Source organism: Acidovorax sp., assembly GCF_034519795.1.
In the GTDB taxonomy this organism is placed as follows: Bacteria; Pseudomonadota; Gammaproteobacteria; order Burkholderiales; family Burkholderiaceae_C; genus Acidovorax.
On the sequence record NZ_JAXHOB010000007.1, the window covers coordinates 255,174 to 275,305 of the forward strand.

Annotated in this window: 14 protein-coding genes; 8 read left to right on the forward strand and 6 right to left on the reverse strand. The window is 70.7% G+C overall.

Annotated elements, in window-relative coordinates:
• The first annotated feature begins 53 nt into the window (after nucleotides 1–53).
• Genes smc through U5N23_RS07395 form a run of 5 tightly spaced genes read left to right on the forward strand, consistent with a single transcriptional unit; the run spans nucleotide 54 to nucleotide 9,787 of the window.
• Entirely contained in the window at nucleotides 54–3,578 is a 3,525-nt protein-coding gene (smc, locus tag U5N23_RS07375; protein WP_322592151.1) for a chromosome segregation protein SMC, read from the forward strand.
• A 55-nt stretch (nucleotides 3,579–3,633) separates the two neighbouring features.
• Nucleotides 3,634–4,746 carry a cell division protein FtsZ gene (locus tag U5N23_RS07380; RefSeq protein WP_322592152.1) on the forward strand — a complete coding sequence of 371 codons (1,113 nt, stop codon included), beginning with the start codon at nucleotides 3,634–3,636 and terminating at the stop codon, nucleotides 4,744–4,746.
• Between the two features lie 19 nt (nucleotides 4,747–4,765).
• Nucleotides 4,766–5,296 carry a hypothetical protein gene (locus tag U5N23_RS07385; RefSeq protein WP_322592153.1) on the forward strand — a complete coding sequence of 177 codons (531 nt, stop codon included), beginning with the start codon at nucleotides 4,766–4,768 and terminating at the stop codon, nucleotides 5,294–5,296.
• Nucleotides 5,280–7,388, forward strand: a complete 2,109-nt coding sequence (gene ligA / locus U5N23_RS07390) for an NAD-dependent DNA ligase LigA (protein WP_322592154.1) — start codon at nucleotides 5,280–5,282, stop codon at nucleotides 7,386–7,388. Before U5N23_RS07385 ends, ligA begins: the two co-directional genes overlap by 17 nt.
• Nucleotides 7,388–9,787: a penicillin-binding protein 1A gene (locus U5N23_RS07395; protein ID WP_322592155.1), complete on the forward strand. Its 2,400-nt coding sequence runs from the start codon at nucleotides 7,388–7,390 to the stop codon at nucleotides 9,785–9,787. Before ligA ends, U5N23_RS07395 begins: the two co-directional genes overlap by 1 nt.
• A 176-nt stretch (nucleotides 9,788–9,963) precedes the next feature.
• On the opposite strand, the gene U5N23_RS07400 is transcribed toward U5N23_RS07395, so the two are convergent.
• From U5N23_RS07400 to U5N23_RS07420, 5 genes are all read right to left on the reverse strand, one after another.
• Nucleotides 9,964–10,158, reverse strand: a complete 195-nt coding sequence (locus U5N23_RS07400) for a DUF1737 domain-containing protein (RefSeq protein WP_322592156.1) — start codon at nucleotides 10,156–10,158, stop codon at nucleotides 9,964–9,966.
• A gap of 19 nt (nucleotides 10,159–10,177) precedes the next feature.
• Nucleotides 10,178–10,735, reverse strand: a complete 558-nt coding sequence (locus U5N23_RS07405) for an NUDIX hydrolase (RefSeq protein WP_322592157.1) — start codon at nucleotides 10,733–10,735, stop codon at nucleotides 10,178–10,180.
• A gap of 134 nt (nucleotides 10,736–10,869) precedes the next feature.
• Nucleotides 10,870–13,974 (reverse strand): efflux RND transporter permease subunit, encoded by a 3,105-nt coding sequence (locus U5N23_RS07410; RefSeq protein WP_322592158.1) that lies wholly within the window; start codon nucleotides 13,972–13,974, stop codon nucleotides 10,870–10,872.
• Between the two features lie 15 nt (nucleotides 13,975–13,989).
• On the reverse strand, nucleotides 13,990–15,177 hold the full coding sequence (locus tag U5N23_RS07415; protein ID WP_322592159.1) for an efflux RND transporter periplasmic adaptor subunit: 1,188 nt from the start codon (nucleotides 15,175–15,177) through the stop codon (nucleotides 13,990–13,992).
• A gap of 2 nt (nucleotides 15,178–15,179) precedes the next feature.
• Nucleotides 15,180–16,658, reverse strand: coding sequence for an efflux transporter outer membrane subunit (locus tag U5N23_RS07420; RefSeq protein ID WP_322592160.1), 1,479 nt, complete (start codon nucleotides 16,656–16,658; stop codon nucleotides 15,180–15,182).
• Nucleotides 16,659–16,844: 186 nt separating this feature from the next.
• Here U5N23_RS07420 and U5N23_RS07425 point away from each other — a divergent pair, with 186 nt between their 5' ends.
• Genes U5N23_RS07425 through U5N23_RS07435 form a run of 3 tightly spaced genes read left to right on the forward strand, consistent with a single transcriptional unit; the run spans nucleotide 16,845 to nucleotide 19,730 of the window.
• Nucleotides 16,845–17,675, forward strand: coding sequence for a MipA/OmpV family protein (locus tag U5N23_RS07425; protein WP_322592161.1), 831 nt, complete (start codon nucleotides 16,845–16,847; stop codon nucleotides 17,673–17,675).
• Nucleotides 17,672–18,364, forward strand: coding sequence for a response regulator transcription factor (locus U5N23_RS07430; RefSeq protein WP_322592162.1), 693 nt, complete (start codon nucleotides 17,672–17,674; stop codon nucleotides 18,362–18,364). The genes U5N23_RS07425 and U5N23_RS07430 overlap by 4 nt, the downstream gene beginning before the upstream one ends.
• A complete protein-coding gene (locus U5N23_RS07435) occupies nucleotides 18,327–19,730 on the forward strand; it encodes a sensor histidine kinase (RefSeq protein WP_322592163.1) in 1,404 nt (467 codons plus the stop codon). The genes U5N23_RS07430 and U5N23_RS07435 overlap by 38 nt, the downstream gene beginning before the upstream one ends.
• Here U5N23_RS07435 and U5N23_RS07440 read toward each other — a convergent pair.
• On the reverse strand, nucleotides 19,715–20,116 hold the full coding sequence (locus tag U5N23_RS07440) for a GtrA family protein (RefSeq protein ID WP_322592164.1): 402 nt from the start codon (nucleotides 20,114–20,116) through the stop codon (nucleotides 19,715–19,717). The genes U5N23_RS07435 and U5N23_RS07440 overlap by 16 nt on opposite strands.
• Between the last annotated feature and the right edge of the window lie 16 nt (nucleotides 20,117–20,132).

Below are 20,132 nucleotides of genomic sequence, written 5' to 3' on the forward strand. Positions count from 1 at the left end.
TTTCGCCTGGCGCCCGTTCGTTCGCCCACCCATTTCCTGCCAGCCCCTGACACGTGCGTCTTACCTCGATCAAGCTTTCCGGCTTCAAGTCCTTCGCTGAGCCCACCAACTTCATGCTGCCGGGGCAACTCGTCGGCGTGGTGGGGCCGAACGGCTGCGGCAAGTCCAACATCATGGATGCGGTGCGCTGGGTGCTGGGCGAGAGCAAGGCCAGCGAGCTGCGCGGCGAGTCCATGCAGGATGTGATCTTCAGCGGCACCACCACGCGCAAGCAGGCCAGCCGCGCCAGCGTGGAACTGGTGTTCGACAATTCCGACCACCGCGCCGGCGGCCAGTGGGGCCAGTACGGCGAGGTGGCGGTGCGCCGCGTGCTCACGCGCGACGGCACCAGCAGCTACTACCTGAACAACCAGCCCGTGCGCCGGCGCGACGTGCAGGACGTGTTTCTGGGCACGGGCCTGGGGCCGCGCGCCTACGCCATCATCGGCCAGGGCACCATCAGCCGCATCATCGAGTCGCGCCCCGAAGAGCTGCGCCTGTTCCTCGAAGAGGCCGCCGGTGTCTCCAAGTACAAGGAGCGCCGCCGCGAGACGGAAAACCGCCTGTCCGACACGCGCGAGAACCTCACGCGGGTCGAGGACATCCTGCGCGAGCTCAACGCCAACCTCGAAAAGCTCGAAAAGCAGGCCGAGGTCGCCGCCAAGTACAACGCTCTCAATTCCGACGCCACCCTCAAGCAGCACCAGCTGTGGTTCTTGAAGCGTGCCGATGCCGAGGCCGACCAGGCCAAGGTGCGCCTGGATGGCCTGCAGGCCGTGAACGACCTCGAGTCGCGCATGGCCGACCTGCGGGCCATCGAGTCCGATCTCGAAACCATCCGCCAGGCGCACTATGCCGCCGGTGACCAGGTCAACCAGGCCCAGGGCCGTCTCTACGAGGCCACCGCCGAAGTGGGCCGCCTGGAGGCCGAGATCCGCTACGTGGTGGAAGGCCGCCTGCGCGTGGAGCAGCGCCTGGTGACCCTGGCCGAGCAGATCGCCCAGTGGTCCGGCCGCAAGGAAGAGGCCGACATCGAGCTCGAAAACCTCGCCGGTGCCGGCGTGGACGCCGAGGAGCGCGCCGAACTGCTGGCCGCCCAGGTCGAAGAGCAGGCCATGCAGTTGCCCGACCTGGAGGACGCCTTGCGCCAGGCGCAAAGCCGCACCTCCGAGCAGCGCGCCAGCGTGGTGCAGGTGCAGCAGCAGATCGGCGTGCTGGCCGCCGAGCAGCGCAGCATCGACGAGCAGAGCCGCCAGTTCGACGGCCGCTACGAACGCCTGCGCGCCGACCGCAATGCCCTGGCCGCCCCCGACGAGGCACGTCTTGCCAATCTGCAGGAGCAGTTGGACGAGGCCCAGGAACTGGCCGAGACCACCGAGGCCCGCCTGGCCGAGCTGCAGGAGGCCGTGCCCCAGCTGGACGACGACCGGCGCGCGCGCCAGCAGGCCGTGAACAGCGAAAGCGCGCGCCAGGCCGACCTCTCGGCGCGCATGGAGGCCCTCAAAGCCCTGCAGGAAAAGGTCAAGACCGATGGCAAGCTGCGCCCCTGGCTGGCCAAGCACGGCCTCGATAGCCTGCAAGGCCTGTGGAGCCGCATCCACATCGAACCGGGCTGGGAAAACGCGCTCGAAGCCGCGCTGCGCGAGCGCCTGGCGGCGCTCGAAGTGGGGCGCCTGGACATGGTGCGCGGCTTCCTGGGCTCGGGCGGCACCGATGCGCCGCCCGCGCGCCTGGCGTTCTACAGCCTGCCTTCCGCCGGCACGCCCGAGGCGGCTTCGCCGCATGCGCGCCTGTCCGACCTGCTGCGCCTGAACGATGCCGGCCTGCGTGCCGTGCTGGTCGACTGGCTGCAGGGCTGCTACACCGCCCCCACGCTCGACGAAGCGCTGAACCGCCGCAGCGCCCTGCAGCCGGGCGAGGTGGTGTTCGTGCCCTCGGGCCATGCCGTCAGTGCGCACAGCATAAGCTTCTACGCGCAGGACTCCGAACAGTCGGGCATGCTGGCCCGTGCACAGGAGATCGAGCACCTTGAAAAGGAGCTGCGTGCCCAGGCCCTGATCGCCGAGGAATCGCGCACCGCCCTGGTTCGCGCCGAAGCCGCCTATGCCGACGCCTCGCAGCGCCTGGTGGGCGCCCGCCGCGAGGCCACCGAGGCCCAGGGCCGGGCCCACGAGCTGCAGGTGGAGACTCTGCGCCTGACCCAGCTGGCCGAGCAGACGCGTGCACGCAGCGCACAGATCGATGCCGACATTGCCGAAATCGAAGCGCAATTGGCTGACCTGCAGGAGCGCCGCGTGGCGGCCGAGGCCCGCTTCGAAGAGCTCGACATGCAGCTGGCCGACAGCCAGGAGCGCGAGGCGCAGTTGGGCGACCGCGTGATCGAGGCCGAGCGCAAGCTGGCCGCTTGCCGCGAGCAGCAGCGCACGCTCGAGCGCCAGGCGCAGGAAGCCACCTTCTCGCAGCGCAGCCTGGAGGCGCGCCGCGGCGAGCTTAACCGCTCCATCGAAACGGCCAACCAGCAGGCCGCCTCGCTCACCGACGAGCAGCAGCGCGCGCGCGACGAGCTGGCCCGCCTGTCCGACGCGGCCGCCCAGGGGGGGCTGCAGGCCGCCCTGGAAGTGAAGATGGAGCGCGAGAAGGCCTTGGGCGCCCAGCGCAGCGAGTACGACGACCTGACCGCCAAGCTGCGCGCCAGCGACGAGCGGCGCATGCAGCTCGAGCGCGCGCTCGACCCGCTGCGTGCGCGCATCACCGAATTCCAGCTCAAGGAGCAGGCAGCGCGCCTGGGCCTGGAGCAGTACACCACCCTGCTGGCCGATGCCCAGGCCGACCTGGAGGCCGTGGCCCAGTCGATTGCCGACGGCAACGTGCGCGTAGGTGGCCTGCAGGGCGAGATCGACCGCCTGCACCGCGAGATCGCCGCCCTGGGCGCGGTGAACCTGGCGGCGCTGGACGAGCTCAAGCTCGCCAGCGAGCGCAAGATCTTTCTCGACGCGCAGACCGCCGACCTGACCGAGGCCATGAACACGCTGGAAGACGCGATCCGCAAGATCGACGGCGAAACGCGCCAACTGCTCTCGGGCACCTTCGACACCGTCAACGGCCATTTCGGGCGCATGTTCCCCGAATTGTTCGGCGGCGGCCAGGCCAAGCTCATCATCACCGGCGACGAGATCCTCGATTCTGGCGTGCAGGTGATGGCCCAGCCCCCGGGCAAGAAGAACCAGACCATCCACCTGCTGTCGGGTGGCGAGAAGGCGCTCACGGCGATTGCGCTGGTGTTCGCCATCTTCCAGCTCAACCCCGCGCCGTTCTGTCTGCTCGATGAGGTGGACGCGCCGCTGGACGACGCCAACACCGAACGCTATGCCAAGCTGGTCTCCAGCATGAGCAAAGGCACCCAGTTCCTGTTCATCAGCCACAACAAGATCGCCATGGAAATGGCCGAGCAACTGATCGGCGTGACCATGCAGGAGCAGGGCGTCTCGCGCATCGTGGCCGTCGACATGGAGTCCGCCCTTTCGATGGCGGACGCATGATGAAGATGAAAACCTTCCGTTGCCTTATCCCCGGGAACGAAGCGGACCGAGATCTATGAGCACATTGCAACTGAGTCTGGCCATCATCGGCGGCCTGGTGCTGGCCCTCATCGTGGCCTACAACGCCTGGACGTCGCACCGCAACGCCCCGCGGCGTGCCTCGCCCGAGGAGCACGAGCCCCTGGCCGACCCGGCGCTGCGCCAGGAGCCCGGCTTTGACGCCGGTGCCCACCAGTTCACGGCGGAGCAACTGGCCAGCCTGGACCGCGGCCCCGACCCCTCGGTGCACACGGTGGATGTGCGCGATGCGCTGCAGATGCCGGTGCCACCGATGTCGCTGGAGCGCCGCCCGGGGCTGGACCCGCTGATCGACGTGATCGCCACCCTGCAGCCCGAAGTCATCGTTTCGGGCGATGCCGCGCTGGCCGCCATGCCGCCCACCCGCCGCGCGGGCAGCAAGCCTTTTGCCATCGAAGGCTACAACGAAGCCACCCAGCAATGGGAGACGCCATCCCCCGGCCAGCGCTACCAGAGCTTCCAGGCGGGGGTGCAGCTGGCCAACCGCATGGGCGCGCTCAACGAGATCGAGTTCTCGGAGTTCGTCATGAAGGCCCAGGCCTTTGCCGATGCGGTGAACGCGGCCCCCGATTTTCCCGACATGCTGCAGGAAGTGGCCCGCGCCCGCGAGCTCGACCAGTTCGCCAGCGACCACGATGCGCAACTGGCCTTCATGCTGCGCGCGCGCCAGGCCGCCTGGAGCCCCGGCTACATCCACCAGAATGCCGCGCGCATGGGCTTCGTCTCCGGCGCCATGCCGGGCCGCCTGGTGCTGCCCACGGGCAACCCGGGCCTGCCGCCGTTGCTCACGCTGGGCTACGACACGCAGGCGGCCCTGGCCGATGACCCGGACCAGTCCGCCATCCGCGACGTGACGCTGAGCCTGGATGTCTCGCAGGTGCACCGCGGCGAGCGGCCGTTCATGCGCCTGCGCGAAGTGGCCACTGCGCTGTGCGAGGCGATGGACGGCGTGCTCTGCGACCAGAACGGCCACCCGCTGCCCGCCATGGCCATGGAACCGATCGCGGCCGACCTGGAGCTGCTGTACGACCAGCTCGACGGGCGCGAGCTGTCGGCCGGCTCGGTGCTGGCGCGGCGCCTGTTCAGCTGAACCCATGGAGCGAAACGGTTTGGACTGGCGCGCACTTTTCTTTCCCCCGCTGGTCGAGCGCGACCAGGGGCTGTACCGCCAGGGGCAACTGGCGCTGGGTGTGGCCAAGGCCGGCGTGCTCGTGGCCGCCGGCATCGGGGTGATCGCCTTCGGGCAGTGGTACCTGATGGGCGCCGTGTACCTGGCGCTGGCCGCCTTTCTGGGCTGGCGCCAGTGGCAGGACCGGCGCAGCTTCGGTCCGCTCGGCCGTCCGCTCGTGCGGGTGCGCGATGGCGTGGCCTTCTTCTCGCTGCCGTCGCGCCTCGTACCCCGGCAGGTGGAGGTGGTGCTGCAGGAGGTCAAGGCGCTGACCCTGCAGGGCGATGCCTTCCGGCGCGTCTTCGTCTTCGAGCGGCGCCATGGCGAGGCCACGCGCTTCACCACCGCCTATGGCGTGCATGACGAGCGGGTGGTTGCATTCCTGCGCCAGCAGATGCCTCCCAAGGTGCGGCTGGTCCTGACGGAGCCGTCCGCAGCCTTGGGCCCGTCCGGCCATGACCGACAATCTTGATCTTTTCTCTGCTCCAGCGCAGGATTCCAACGTGTTGCCAGCCACCCAGATAGAAGCCTTGCGCGACCAGCTCAACCGCTGGGCCCACCAGTACTACGTGCTCGACGAGCCCACGGTGCCCGATGCCGAGTACGACCGGGTGTTCCGCGAACTGCAGGCGCTGGAGGAGGCCCACCCCGACCTCATCACGCCCGACTCGCCCACGCAGCGCGTGATCGGTGGCGTGGCGGATGGCCTGGCGCCGGTGCGCCATGCCGTGCCCATGCTCAGCATCCACACCGAGACCGACACCGAGGCCACGGGCGCCCAGGCCTTCGATGCGCGCGTGCGCCGCGAGCTGGGCCTGGCCGAGTCCGACCCGGCCATCGAATACGTGGCCGAGCCCAAGTTCGACGGCCTGGCCATGAGCCTGCGCTACGAGGGCGGCCGCCTGGTGCAAGCCGCCACGCGCGGCGATGGCGAGGTGGGCGAGGACGTGACGCACAACATCCGCCGCATCCGCCAGATCCCGCTGACTTTGCCCGCCGGTGTGCCACCCTTGCTCGAAGTGCGCGGCGAGGTCTACATGCGCCGCGCCGACTTCGATGCCCTGAACGAGCGCCAGCGCGAGCAGGGCGGCAAGACCTTCGTGAACCCGCGCAACGCCGCTGCGGGCGCGGTGCGCCAGCTCGATTCGGGCATCTCGGCCCAGCGGCCGCTGAGCTTCTTTGCCTACGGCCTGGGCGCCACCACGCCCGTGAACGGGGGCGGCCGGGCCTTCACCACGCACTACGAGATGCTGCAGACGCTCAAGGAGTGGGGCTTTCCGGTGGCGGCGCAGGTGCAGATCGCCAGGGGCGCGCCTGAGCTCGTGGCCTTCCACCAGCAAGTGGGCGCCTCGCGCGACCAGTTGCCCTACGACATCGACGGCGTGGTCTACAAGGTCAACCGCCTGGACCTGCAGCGCGACCTGGGCTTCAAGACGCGCGAGCCGCGCTGGGCCGTGGCCCACAAGTACCCTGCGCAGGAGATGGCCACGCGCGTGGAGGGCATCGACATCCAGGTCGGCCGCACCGGCAAGCTCACGCCTGTGGCGCGCCTGGCGCCGGTGTTCGTCGGCGGCGTCACGGTGACCAATGCCACGCTGCACAACCTGTTCGAGATCCGCAAGAAGCAGGTGCGCGTGGGCGACACGGTGATCGTGCGCCGCGCGGGCGATGTGATCCCCGAGGTCGTGGGCGTCATGCCCGGCCAGCGCCCGGCCTATGTGCCCAATTTCCGCATGCCACGCCAGTGCCCCGTGTGCGGCAGCGACGTGGTGCGCGAGCCCGGTGAGGCGAATCACCGCTGCACGGGCGGCCTGTTCTGCGCTGCCCAGCGCAAGGAGGCCATCCTGCACTTCGCCGCGCGCCGCGCCATGGACATCGAGGGCCTGGGCGACAAGCTGGTGGACCAACTGGTCGAGGCCAACGTGATCCGCACGCTACCCGACCTGTACCGCCTGGGGCTCACCTCGCTGGTGGCGCTTGAGCGCATGGCCGAAAAATCGGCGCAGAACGTGCTGGCCGCGCTCGAAAAATCCAAGCAGACCACGCTGGCGCGCTTCCTGTTCGGCCTCGGTATCCGCCATGTCGGCGAATCCACCGCCAAAGACCTGGCCAAGCACTTCGGCACGCTGGACGCCATGATCGGCGCCACGGCCGAGACCGCCGCCACGGTGGAGCAACTGCTCGAAGTGCCCGACGTGGGCCCCATCGTCGCGCAGAGTTTCCACACCTTCTTCCAGCAGCCGCACAACCGCGAAGTCGTGGAGCAACTGCGCGCCTGCGGCGTGACCTGGCCGGAAGGCGCGCCGGCAGAAAAGGGTGCCCAGGTACTGGCCGGCAAGACCATCGTGCTCACCGGCACCTTGCCCACCCTGAGCCGCGATGCCGCCAAGGACATGCTCGAAGCCGCAGGTGCCAAGGTCTCGGGCTCGGTGAGCAAGAAGACCAGCTACGTGGTGGCCGGCGAAGAGGCCGGCAGCAAGCTGGCCAAGGCCGAGGAACTGGGCGTGCCCGTGCTCGACGAGGCAGGCATGCTGGCGCTGCTGGCCGGCGGGCCCGCAGCGTGATGCCACCCCTTCTCACCAACCTGGGCACGCGCCTGGCCGCGGGCCTGCGGCGCGTGGCGGCCTATGCAAAGGGCTCTTCGCGCCGCAAATGGCTGCTGGCCATCCTGGCGCTGCCGGCGGTCCTGGTGCTCTACACCCTGGCGCTGATCCCGTTCACACCGTCCATCAGCGACATCACCAAGGCCAAGACCGAGCGGCCCGCGCAGCTGATCTCGGCCGACGGCAAGGTGCTGTCCGAATACCGCTGGGCCAACCGCGAGTGGGTGGCCCTGAACCGCATCGCACCGTACGCAGTCAATGCGCTCATCGCCACCGAAGACCACCGCTTCTACGAGCACTGGGGCATGGACTGGCGGCGCACCGCCTCGTCGGTGGTGCACACGCTGCGGGGGGACCCGCAGGGCGGCTCGACCATCACCCAGCAGCTGGCGCGCAACCTGTTCCCCGAGGAGATCGGGCGCTCGCGCACCTTGACGCGCAAGCTCAAGGAGGCCATCACCGCGATCAAGATCGAGATGTCCTACTCCAAGGACGAAATCCTGGAGACCTACCTCAACACCGTGCCGTTTCTGTACAACGCCTACGGCATCGAGATGGCGGCGCGCACCTACTTCGACAAGTCGGCCGACAAGCTCAACCTGCTGGAGAGCGCCACGCTGATCGGCATGCTCAAGGGCACGGCCTACTACAACCCGGTGATGAACCCCGAGCGCGCCCAGGCGCGGCGCAACACCGTGCTGGCGCAGATGGTCAAGCGCGACAAGCTCGACAAGGCCCAGTTCGACACCCTGCGAAAGCGCCCGCTGCGCGTGGATTTCGAGCGCCAGAGCGAGGCCACGGGCCTGGCACCGCACTTTGCCCAGCAACTGCGCAAGACCCTGATCGCCTGGGCCGACGCCAACGGCTACAGCCTGCACGCTGATGGCCTGCTGGTGCACACCACCATCGACTCGCGCCTGCAGGCCTTCGCCAACCAGGCCGTGGCGCGCCAGGGCAAGCAGCTGCAGGGCATTGCCGACACCGCGTGGGCCCAGCGCAGCGCCTGGAACCCGCAGTCCGACCTGGTGCAGGACTTCGTGCGCGACACGAGCGAGTACCGCACGGCGCTGGAGCAGGGCGCCACGCCCGACGAGGCGCTCAAGACCCTGGTGGCCGACACCGCCTTCATGCGCACGCTGCGCCAGAACAAGACCCGCGTGCAGGCCGGCTTCATGGCCATGGACCCGGTCACCGGCCAGGTGCTGGCCTGGGTCGGCAGCCGCGATTTCGGGCAGGACCCGTTCGACCATGTGGCGCAGGCGCGGCGCCAGCCGGGCTCCACCTTCAAACCCTTCGTCTATGGTGCGGCCTTCGAGCAGGGCGCGCTGCCCAGCGACACGCTGATGGACGAGGCCGTGGAAATCCCCCTGGGCGGCGGGCAGGTCTGGCGCCCCACCGACGGCGGCCCGCCGAGCGACGAACCCATGACGCTGGCCGATGGCCTGGCGCTGTCGAAGAACACCATCACCGCCCAACTCATGCACAAGGTCGGCCCGGCCCACGTGGCCGAGTTGGCGCGCGCCATGGGCGTGCGCGAGAGCAAGCTCGAACTCGTGCCCTCGCTGGCCTTGGGTACCAGCCCGGTCACGCTGCGCGAGATGGTCTCGGCCTACGGCACCATCGCCAATGCCGGGCGCTATGTGTCGCCAGTGCTCATCACGCGCATCGAGGACCGCCATGGCAAGGTGCTGCAGACCTTCACCCCGCCCGCGGCCGAGAAGGTGCTGCCCGTGGGCGTGGCGCAGACGCTGCGCGCCACCATGCGCGGCGTGATCGACAAGGGCACGGGTCGCGCCATCCGCACGCGCTATGGCATCCAGGGCGACGTGGCGGGCAAGACCGGCACCACGCAGGACAACACCGATGGCTGGTTCATCCTCATGCACCCGCGCGTGGTCGCCGGTGCCTGGGTGGGCTTCAACGACGGGCGCGTGACCCTGCGCAGCGACTACTGGGGGCAGGGCGCCCACAGCGCGCTGCCGATGGTAGGTGACTTCCTGCAGCAATCGTTCCGCTCGCAGGTGCTGGACGGCAAGGACCGCTTCATCGACGAGCAAGACCCCAGCGCCGTGGGCAACGCCATGGCCGGCATGCGCAACTGGGTGATGGACCTGTTCGGCCGCGATGCGCCGGGTCAGCCCGGTCAGCCTGGCGGCTACCCGCCGCCGCTGCCGCCCGGCACCCTGCCGCCGGTGATACGCGAGCCCGACCTGCAGCCCCTGCCCGATGCATCGCCGCAGCGCGGACCTGCGCCGCCGGCCGAGCAGATGGTGCTGCCACCGCTGTCGCCTGCCATGCCCCCGCCGGTCGGCGTGCCGCCACCTGGCGGTCAGGTGCCGGGGGCCGAGGTGCCGCCCTGAAGTGAAACACCCCCTGAGTCGCTTTGCGCCTTCACCCCTCTCTCGACTCGCTGCGCGAGTCGGGAGGGGGACGCCCCCAGCGCGGCGGGGCGGCCCTTGCGCGGGGGCACTGGCCTTGGCCGCGCCAGTTTCATGCGCCGCAGGTGGCGCGCAGCGCAATGGATAACTGAGAGGGCTTATCGGGGCTGGGCGCCGGGCCAGACGATGGCCTGCGCCACGACCACGCGCTCGCCGTTGAAGGTCGCGGCAGGCGAGCCATGCAGCTCGTAGCCCAGCGCCAGGGCTTCGCTCACGCGGCGGCAGAAGGCAGCGTCATCGGGCCCGGTCAGCAGGCGGTAGGTGGGCAGGTTGTCGGGTGGGGTGCTGTTCATGGCAGACATCTCTTAAGGCTCACTCGATATCGATGCAGTGCAGGCCGAAGGCCCCGGCCTTGCGGTCGGCGAAATAGCACTCCAGCGTTTCCTTGACCGTGCGGAAGGCGATCTCTTCCCACGGGATTTCGGCCTCGGTGAACAGGCGTGCTTCGATGGTCTCGTGGCCGGGGTCGAACACCTCGCTGAGCAGCGTGGCGCGGTAGAACAAGTGCACCTGGCCGACGCGGCGCACGTTGAGCAGGCTGAACAGCGGGCCCATCTCGATCTGCGCGCCGGCCTCTTCGTCGGTCTCGCGCGCGGCGCCCTGCGCGGTGGTCTCGTCGAGTTCCATGAAGCCGGCAGGCAGGGTCCATTTGCCCCATCGCGGCTCGATGTTGCGCTTGCACAGTAGCACCCGCCCATCGGCCAGCACAGGCACCGTGCCGACCACGTTGAGCGGGTTTTCGTAGTGCACCGTGTGGCAGGCCGGGCACACGGCGCGCAGCTTGGTGTCGCCATCGTCGGGCAGGCGGTACACCACGGCGGTGCCGCAGGCGCGGCAGTGTCGGATCGGGCTGCGGAAGGTGGTCGTCATGCGGTGGGATCGGGTCGTGGAGCAGGCGGCCCCGGCGGCCATCCTCAGCTATGAAAAGAAGAGTGTAGCGTCCCCGGCTGATGGCCGGGCGGCAGGCGCAGGCCGTGCCCGCGTCCTGGTTTCCGTGGCCCGAATCAGGTGCCTTCCACCCGGTCCGCAGCAAGGGGCGCCACCCGCGCGCCTGACCAGCGCTGCCGCACCCACTGCACGGCGTCGTCCACACCGCTGTAAACCACCGGTATCACCAGCAGGCTGAGCACGGTGGAGGTGATGAGCCCGCCGATCACCACGATGGCCATGGGTGCGCGAAAGCTCGGGTCGTTGCCGAAGCCGAGGGCGATGGGCAGCATGCCGGCACCCATGGCGATGGTGGTCATGACGATGGGCCGGGCGCGCTTGCGGCAGGCGTCGATGATGGCCTGGGTGCGCGCGAGGCCATGGTCGCGCTGGGCGATGATGACGTAGTCCACCAGCAGGATGGAGTTCTTGGTTGCGATGCCCATCAGCATGATGAGCCCGATCATCGACGGCATGGACAGGGCCGAGCCCGTGACATACAGCGCGAGAAAGGCCCCCGGCACCGACAGCACCAGCGCGGCCAGCACCGTCGCGGGCTGGGCGAAGCCCTTGAGCAGCAGCACCAGCACCAGGTAGATGCAGACGATGCCGGTCAGCATGGCCGTGCCGAAGCCGGTGGCCAGCGAGCCCAGTTCCTCGGCGTCGCCCAGGGCGCCCTGCGTGACGCCGGGGGGCAACTGCTGCAGGCTGGGCAGGGACTGGATGGCACGCTCGGCATCGCCCAGGGGCAGGCTGCCCAGCTGGACCTCGAAGCGCACGTTGCGCAGGCGGTCCAGGCGCGTGATTTCGGCGGGGCCGCTGCCCACGCCGAGGGTGGCCACGTTCTCCAGCGCCACGGGGCCGCGCGCGCCCTGCACGGGCAGGCGCTTCAAGGTCTCGATGTCCATGCGCGCGGCGTCGGAGAGCCGCACCATGATGGGCACCTGCCGCTCGCTCAGGTTCAGCTTCGCCAGGTCCTGCTCATAGTCGCCCACGGTGGCCACGCGCAGTGCCTCGGCGATGGCGGCCGAGGTCACGCCCAGGTCCGCAGCGCGTGCGAAGTCGGTCTGCACCACCAGCTCGGGCCGCACCAGGCTGGCGCCGGAGATGACGGTGCCTATGCCGGCGATGCCGCGCAGCTCGCGCTCCACGCGCTGGGCGTGGCGTTCCAGCACCCGGCTGTCCTGGCCCGAGAGCACGAGCTCGTAGCTCTCGCTCGATCCCCCCATGCCCACCTTCACGCGCGCGCCAGGCAGCGTGGCCAGCGCCTGGCGCAGTTCGTCCTCGATCACCTGCTTGCGCAGGCCGCTGCGCTCCTGGCGCTGGGTGAGGCCCAGGGTGAGCACGGCGGTGCGCACGTTCGATGCCGGCGACGCGTCGCCCCCGGTCGCGTCGCCGCCGGTGCTGCCGCCGCCGATGGCCGTGTAGACCCTCTTCACATGCGGGTGCCGGGCCAGCGCCGCGCGGGCGCGTTCGGCCAGGGCCACCGTATCGCGCAGCTCGCTGCCCGGCGGCAGGGTGAGCGTGACCTGCGTCTGCGCATCGTCGTCGGGCGGGATGAAGGTGCTGGGCAGCAGCAGCGCCAGCCCCAGCCCGCCGATGAACAGGGCCACAGCCGCCGTGGCAGTGGCCGCGCGGTGGCGCAGGCACCAGCCGGCCCAGACCAGGTAGTGGCGCAGCCAGGCGGGTTCGCGCACCCGGCCGTGCCTGGGCGCGTGCAGCAGGTAGGCCGCCATCATGGGGGTGAGCATGCGCGCCACCACCAGCGAGAAGAACACCGCGCAGGCCGCCGTCCAGCCGAACTGCACGAAGAATCTGCCCACCGTGCCGCTCATGAAGGCCGTGGGCAGGAACACCGCGATCAGCGTGAAGGTGGTGGCCACCACGGCCAGGCCGATCTCGGTGGCGGCGTCCATCGAGGCCTGCAGGGGCGTCTTGCCCATGAGCAGGTGGCGCTCGATGTTCTCGATCTCGACGATGGCATCGTCCACCAGCACCCCCACCACCAGCGACAGCGACAGCAGGGTGACGATGTTGAGCGTGAACCCCATCCAGTGCATGACGGCGAAGGTCGGCAGGGCCGACAGCGGCAGCGCCACGGCCGCGACGAAGGTGGCGCGCGCATCGCGCAGGAACAGGAACACCACTAGCACCGCGAGCGCCGCGCCCTCGTAGAGCAACCGCATGGAGCCGCTGTAGTTCTCGGCCACCGGGTCGACGAAGTTGAAGGCCTCGGTGAGCTGCACGTCAGGGTGTTTCGCCTTGAGCTGTGCCAGCGCCTTGTGCACCCCATCGGCCACTTCGATCTCGCCATGGCCCTTGGCGCGCACGATCTCGAAGCCCACCACCGGCCGGCCATCGAGGAAGGCGGCCGAGCGGGGCTCGGCCACGGTGTCGCTCACCTGCGCCACCTGGTCGAGCCGGATGCGCCGGCCATCGCCCAGCGCCAGCTCCACGCCGGCCAGTTCCCGGGCCGATTGCACGGTAGCCAGGGTGCGCACCGCGCGCTCGGCGCCGCCCCAGGCCACGCGGCCACCCGATGCCTCCTGTTGCACCTGGCGCAACTGGCGCGAGATGTCGCCCGCCGTGGCACCCATGGCGAGCAGGCGGTCGGGGTCCAGGTCCACGCGCACCTCGCGGCTGGCGCCGCCCACGCGGGCCACGGCGCCCACGCCGGGCACGGCCAGCAGCGCGCGGCTGACCTCGTTGTCCACGAACCAGGACAGGGCCTCGCCATCCCTGCGGTCGGAGGCGATGGTGTAGGTGAGGATGGGCGAGCCCGCCAGCTCGGCTTTCTGGATCACCGGATCGCGCAGCGCAGCGGGCAGGTCGCTGCGCACGCGCGAGACGGCGTCGCGCACCTCGTCCAGCGCCTCCTGGCTGGGCTTTTCGAGGCGAAACTCCACGGCGATCTGGGCCTGGCCGTCGGTCAGCGTGGTTTCGATGTGCGCGATGCCCTGGATGGACGCGAGCGCATTCTCGATGCGGCGCGCGACCTCGGTTTCCATCTGCGCGGGCGAGGCGCCGGGCAGCGCGGCGCTCACGGTCACCCTGGGCAGGTCGATGTCGGGGAAATTCTGCACCTTCATGGCCGAGAAGGCCATGAGCCCGCCGATGGCCATGAGCACGAACAGCATGAGGACGGGCAGGGGGTTGCGGATGGACCAGGTGGAAATGTTCATGGGCATGCTGCCTCGTTACTGGATGCGGGTGGCGGGGGCAGCAGGGGTGCGGATCCCCTGCGCCAGCGGCGCCGGCGTGGGCCCGGCCGCGTGGTCGACAATGCGCACCAGATCGCCGTCACCCAGAAAATCCACGCCCGAAGCCACCACGCGGTCGGCCGGCTGCAGTCCGCCGGTGATCTCCACCTGGTTGCCCAGGCGGCGCCCCGCCTCCACGCGGACCTGCGTGACGCGCGAGTCGGGCTCCACGCGCATCACGTAGTTGAAACCGTCGCGCAGCTGCACCGCGCCGTGCGGCAGGGTCTGCACCGGGGCCGTGCCCAGGGTGATCTCGCCGCGCGCGAACATGCCGGCGCGGGCACTGCCGCCGGGCGGCAGGTCGACATAGGCCAGGCCGTTGCGCGTCTGCACATCGACCACGGGCGAGAGCATGCGCAGCCGGCCCTCGATGGCGTCGGCCCCGGCCAGCGTGATGCGGGCCTTCTGGCCGGGCGCCAGGCGCGCCAGGTCGGCGGCGGCCACTTCGGCGCGCCACTCCAGCCGGCCGCCGCGAATCAGGCGGAACAGCTCCTGCCCGGCGGGCAGCACGGCGCCCACGGTGGCCGTGCGCGCCGAGATCACGCCGTCGTCCGGCGCGCTGATGTGGGTGTGCGCCAGGCGCAACTGCTGCGTGCGCTCCACGGCACGGGCGGCGTCCACGCGCGCCTGCAGGGTGCGCTCGGCCGTCAGGTACTGCTCGATCTGCTGGCCCGAGAGGGCGCCGCTCTCCTGCAGCACCTGTGCGCGCCGCGCGTTGGCGCCGGCCTCGGCCAAGGCAGCCTCGGCCTCGGCCACGGCGGCGCGGCTTTGTGCCAGCTCGGCCTCGATGGTCTCGGCCGCAAAGCGGGCCAGCGGCTGGCCGCGGCGCACCGTGTCGCCCACGTTGACCAGCACCTGCGTCAGGCGCAGGCCGTTGGCCTCGGTGCCCACGCTGGCCTCCTGCCAGGCCGAGATGCTGCCATTGGCCGCGATGCGCACCGCAAAGGTCGCGGGCTGCAGGCCGGTGGTGGACACCGCCAGCGCGGCCTGGCCCGCCGATGGCGCCGGTGGCGACGCAGGTGTTGGCCGTGCAGAGGTCGCCGCCAGCGCGACCGTGACGGCCAGGCCGGCAGCGGCCAGCCACAGTGCGGCGCGGGCGAGGGGGTGGCGGGGTATTTTCAGCATGCTCAGTTCCTTGGAGGGGTGGGCGCCACGGTGGCGCTGGCGAAGGCAGGGGGGAGGGCGTCGGGGGCGGTGTCGTTGTCCGGTGCCGACCAGCCGCCGCCCAGTGCGCGGTACAGGCCGATCCAGGCCAGCAGGCGCTCGCGGCGCAGCTCGATCAGGGCGGTGCGGGCCGTGGCCAGGCTGCGGCGCGTGTCTTCCAGCTCGAACAGGCTGGCGCCGCCGGCCTGGTAGTTCGCCAGCGTGGCGCGGTGGGAGCGCTCGAAACCCTCGGCGGCAATCCGGGCGCTGTCGCTGCGCTGTGCGGTGCTGCCCAGCGTGACCAGGGCGGCCTCCACCTCACGCACCGCTTCGCGCAGGCGGCCTGCATAGGTGGCGGTCGCGGCCTCGTAGCGCACCCGGGCCGCCTGAGCGTTGGCACGGCGCGTGCCGCCATCGAACAGCGGGAAGCTGACGGCCACGGGGCCCACGGTCCACACGGCGCCGTCGGCGCTGGCGCCCGCGCCGGCCGAGCGTGTGCGGCCCAGGCTGCCGGCCAGGGTGACGCGCGGCCAGCGCTGGGCGCTGGCCTGGGCGGCATCGGCGCTGGCGGCCGCCACGTCGCGCGCGGCGGCATGGATGTCGGGGCGCTGGGCGAGCACCTGGGCCGGCACGGTGTCCAGGCCCAGCGCGGGCGGCTCGGGCAGGGTGGCGCTGCCTGCGGCCAGTTCGGTGCGCAGGGTGGGCTCGTCCAGCGCCGTCATGGCCACCAGCGACTTGGCGAGCAGCGCGCACTGCGCCCGCTGCAGCACCACGGCGGCCATGCCCTGGGCCGCACTGGCCCGCGCCAGCTCGGCCGTGGCGGGCGCGCGCAGGCCGGCGGTGGCCGCCACGCCGGTCACGCGGGCCGTCTCTGCACGCGAGCGCGCATCCACCTCGGCCTGCTGCTCAATGGCCTCGCAGGCCCGAAGCTCCGCATAGGTGCGGGCCACCTCGGCTGCAACGGAGACGCGGGCGTCGTGCCAGCCGGCCTGGCTCGATTCGAGCCGCGCCTGGGCCGCGTCGGCGCCGGCGCGCAGGGCACCGAAGAGGTCCAGCTCCCAACCGGCCTGCAGGCTGGCGGAGGACACCGTACCCGCTGGCGTCCCCAGGTCCAAGCGCCCGCGGCTTGCGCTGGCCGTGAGGTCCAGCGACGGCAGCAGCGCCGCGCCGCCGGCCGTGCGTGCGGCCCGGGCATCGGCCAGGCGGGCGCGTGCCTGGGCCAGGGTGGGGCTGGCGTGCTGCGCGGCCTCGATGAGGCGCGGCAGCAGCGGGTCGCCCCAGTGCGACCACCACTGCTGCAGGTCCTGCAGCCGCCCCCCATGGGGCAGGGGGGCATGCCACTGCGCGGCCAGGGGTTGCGGGGTAGTGGGCGGGGCCGGTGCCGTGGCGGCGCAGCCGGCCAGCAGCCAGGGCAGGGCGATGGCGGCCACCAGGGGTCGCCGTGAGGGAGGCAGGAGGTTCATCGGTCGGTGGGCGGCGGGCAAGGTGAACGCCGCCAGGGATTGCTGCAATGGAGGGGCACTGTGTTTCCCCCCGGCTTTCCGCACACTTACCGGCCACCCCGGTGCTGGCGCTGGCGCCCGGTAAGTCCTCGGTAAGACGACCCACGGGAGCATGGCGGCCTTCCAACTTCCACCAAGGACCCGTTCATGCATGCATTCCCCACCTTCGCCTCCCGCTTCCAGGCCGGTGCCGCTCACTCGGCGTGCCTCGCCGCCGCCATCGCTGCGGCCGCGCTGGCCTTCCCGATCCAGGCCCTGGCCCAGGGCAAGCCAGGGGAGCCCGAGGGCTCGTCATGGGGGCTGGGCCTGGGGGCGGGGGTCAAGCAGCAGGCCTACCGGGGCATGGACCGGGACACCAAGGCGCTGCCGCTGCTCCAGTTCGAGAACCAGTACGTCAAGGTCTTCGGGCCGGGGCTGGAGCTCAAGCTGCCCGGCCTGCGCATCAGCGATACCCAGCGCCTCTCCTTCGGGCTCATCGGCAAATACGATGGCTCGGGCTACGAGGCCGAGGACTCCCCGTTCCTGGCCGGCATGGAGGAGCGCAAGGGCGGCTTGTGGGCCGGCGGCCAGGTGAAGTGGGAGAATGACCTGGCCAACCTGTCGGCACGCTGGACGGCCGATGCCTCGGGCAACAGCAAGGGCCAGCAGTTCAGCCTGGGGCTGGAGCGCTCCTTTCGCCTGGGCCAGCAGTTCATGCTGAGCCCACGCCTGGTGGCCACCTGGCAGGACCGCAAGACCGTGGACTATTACTATGGCGTGCGTGCCGGCGAGGCCCGGGCGGGCCGCGCGGCCTACCAGGGGGAATCGGGTGTGAACACCGAACTCGCGCTGCGCGGCATGTACCTGTTCGATCGCCAGCACTCGCTGTTCGTGGACGTGGGCGTGACGCGCCTGCACGCGGGCATCAAGAACAGCCCGCTGGTCGACCGTTCCAGCGAGAGCAATGTCTTTGTGGGCTATATGTACCGATTTCGATGAACCGCATCCTTCTGGTGGAAGACCATGAGCGCCTGGCCGGGCTGATCAGCAAGGGCCTGGCCGCCAGCGGCGTGGCTGTGGACGTGGTGGGCCGCAGCGATGCCGCCTGGGCGGCCCTGGCGCAGGTGCCCTACCAGGCCATGGTGCTCGACCGGGGCCTGCCCGATGGCGATGGCCTGGCCCTGCTGCAGCGCATGCGCAAGGCCGGCCTGGGCGTGCCCTGCCTGGTGCTCACCGCGCGCGATGCACTGCGCGACCGGGTCGAGGGCCTGGAGGCCGGCGCCGATGACTACCTGCCCAAGCCCTTTGCCATGGACGAAGTGGTGGCCCGGGTGCGCGCCCTGCTGCGCCGCCCGGTGCAGCACCGCACGCTGGACCCGCAGGCCGGCGACCTGTACCTGCGCCCCGCCGAGGGCACGATGGGTTGCGCCGGCGAGTCCGTGACCCTGGCGCCAGCCGAGATGCAGATGATGGTGCTGCTGGTGCGCCGCCACGGCGACACCGTGCGCCGCGGCGCGCTGGAGGCGGCCGGCTGGGGCGTGAGCGAGGCCGTGACGCCGAATGCGCTGGACGTGGCGCTGCACCGCATTCGCCGCAAGCTGCTGGCCATCGGCTCTGCGCAGCGCATCGTGAACGTAAGGGGACTCGGGTATGCGCTTCGCGAAGACGATGAAGCAGCGGCTCAATAGCCTGGGCTTCAAGCTGCTGCTGGCCTACCTGGCGGGCATGGGACTGAGCATGCTGCTGCTGTTTGCCGCAGTGGGTGTGGTGTGGCACAGCGGCCTGCTGGCCAGGCTGGACCTGGCCGAGCTGGCCGAGGAGATGTCCAAGCGCATCCGCTTTGACGCCGCAGGCCTGCCCGTCGGTCTCCAGCGCGAGGAGGACGACGATGATGACGAAGAGGACGGCCTGGCCTGGGTCTTCGATGCGTTGCAGCACGAAACTGCCTACCGCGTGCTGGACAGTGGGGGCCAGGCGATGCTGCTGTCGCCCGCCGGCCCGCAGTTCTGGTCTGCCGCTGCCAACGTACGGCCGCAGCAGCAGGGGCTGTTCGACTTCGTCGACGCCAATGGCATCACCATGCACGTGGCCACCGAGCGCCTGGAGCGCCAGGGGCGGGTCTGGTACGTGCAGACCGCGGCCAGCACGCGGCTCATGGAATTGATGCACCGCGTGGCCCTGCCGCTGGTGGCCATGGGCATGCTGGCCTTCGGCCTGGTGCTGCTGGCCGCGTTCGGGCTGTGCGCTTTCGTCACGCTGCGCTACACCCTGCGGCCACTGCGCGTGGTGTCGGAGTCGGCGGCGGCGATCTCGCCGCGCTCGCTGCATGCGCGCCTGGCCACCGGGTCCGTGCCCATGGAGATCGGGCCGCTGGTGGAGAGCTTCAACCGCGTGCTCGAGCGCGTGGAGCAGGGCTACCGCGTGCAGCAGGAGTTTCTGGCGAATGCCGCGCACGAACTCAAGACGCCGCTGGCGCTGATACGCGCCCAGATCGAGCTGGAGCCTGGCGAGGGCGGCAGCCGCGATGCGCTGCTGGGCGACGTGGCCTACATGTCGCGCCAGGTGCAGCAACTGCTGCTGCTGGCCGAGGCCAGCGAGGCGCACAACTACCAGTTCGGCGAGACGCGGGTGGGCGACGTGGCCCAGGAGGCCGTGGTCTACCTGCAGCGCCGGGCCGAGGGGGCCGGGGTGCACCTGGCCGTGTCTGCCGCCGATGCCGATGTGCGCTGGACGGCCGACCACGGCGCCCTGTTCACCCTGCTCAAGAACCTGCTGGAGAACGCCATCGAGCATGCGCCCGCCGGCAGCACGGTGGACGTGGAGATCACCGGCCGCTCCATCGCGGTGCGCGACCAGGGCCCCGGGGTCGCTGCGGAGCAACTGCCGTTGATGTTCGAGCGCTTTTGGCGCGGCCCGCACCGGCGCGACCTGGGCGCAGGGCTGGGCCTGGCCATCTGCCAGGAGATTGCGCTCGCCCACGGCTGGTCCCTCACCGCCGAGCCGGCCACGCCGGGGCTGCGGCTGTGCATTGCGCTGGGTCAGACCGGCGCATAGCGGCAGGGCCGCAAGGCGAAACACAGGCCCAGGCCGGCCGCCAGCGCGCTGCTGACCACCTGGGCCGTGAGAACCGGCGTGCCGACAACGCCGTTCAGCAGGCCAAACAGGAACAGGTGCAGGGCCCAGAGCACGCTGGTGTCGGCGATGTAGCGGCTGAGTGCACGGCCCTGCGGCTCTCGGTGGCGCTGGATGTAGTCCCTTTGCAGCCCATAGTTGGCGGCCAGCCCGCCGGCAAAGCCCAGGCCGCTGGCCAGCCAGGGGGGCGTGCCGGCCTGCAGCAGGGCCGCCATGGCCAGCCCGTGCAGCGCGGCGGCGGCCAGCCCGCGGGCCAGCACGGGGGCGGGAATGCTCGGGCGTGGGGTATTCAGCGTGGCCAATGGCATGCGGGTCTCCAAGGGG

Excerpts from the sequence above, each read along its gene's own strand:
- U5N23_RS07405 (WP_322592157.1), bottom strand. The coding sequence starts at position 10,735 with ATGACGACCACCTTCCGCAGCCCGATCCGACACTGCCGCGCCTGCGGC.
- U5N23_RS07410 (WP_322592158.1), bottom strand. The coding sequence starts at position 13,974 with ATGAACATTTCCACCTGGTCCATCCGCAACCCCCTGCCCGTCCTCATG.
- U5N23_RS07440 (WP_322592164.1), bottom strand. The coding sequence starts at position 20,116 with ATGCCATTGGCCACGCTGAATACCCCACGCCCGAGCATTCCCGCCCCC.
- U5N23_RS07430 (WP_322592162.1), top strand. The coding sequence starts at position 17,672 with ATGAACCGCATCCTTCTGGTGGAAGACCATGAGCGCCTGGCCGGGCTG.
- U5N23_RS07435 (WP_322592163.1), top strand. The coding sequence starts at position 18,327 with ATGCGCTTCGCGAAGACGATGAAGCAGCGGCTCAATAGCCTGGGCTTC.
- U5N23_RS07420 (WP_322592160.1), bottom strand. The coding sequence starts at position 16,658 with ATGAACCTCCTGCCTCCCTCACGGCGACCCCTGGTGGCCGCCATCGCC.
- U5N23_RS07380 (WP_322592152.1), top strand. The coding sequence starts at position 3,634 with ATGAGCACATTGCAACTGAGTCTGGCCATCATCGGCGGCCTGGTGCTG.
- U5N23_RS07395 (WP_322592155.1), top strand. The coding sequence starts at position 7,388 with ATGCCACCCCTTCTCACCAACCTGGGCACGCGCCTGGCCGCGGGCCTG.
- U5N23_RS07425 (WP_322592161.1), top strand. The coding sequence starts at position 16,845 with ATGCATGCATTCCCCACCTTCGCCTCCCGCTTCCAGGCCGGTGCCGCT.
- ligA (WP_322592154.1), top strand. The coding sequence starts at position 5,280 with ATGACCGACAATCTTGATCTTTTCTCTGCTCCAGCGCAGGATTCCAAC.
- U5N23_RS07415 (WP_322592159.1), bottom strand. The coding sequence starts at position 15,177 with ATGCTGAAAATACCCCGCCACCCCCTCGCCCGCGCCGCACTGTGGCTG.
- U5N23_RS07400 (WP_322592156.1), bottom strand. The coding sequence starts at position 10,158 with ATGAACAGCACCCCACCCGACAACCTGCCCACCTACCGCCTGCTGACC.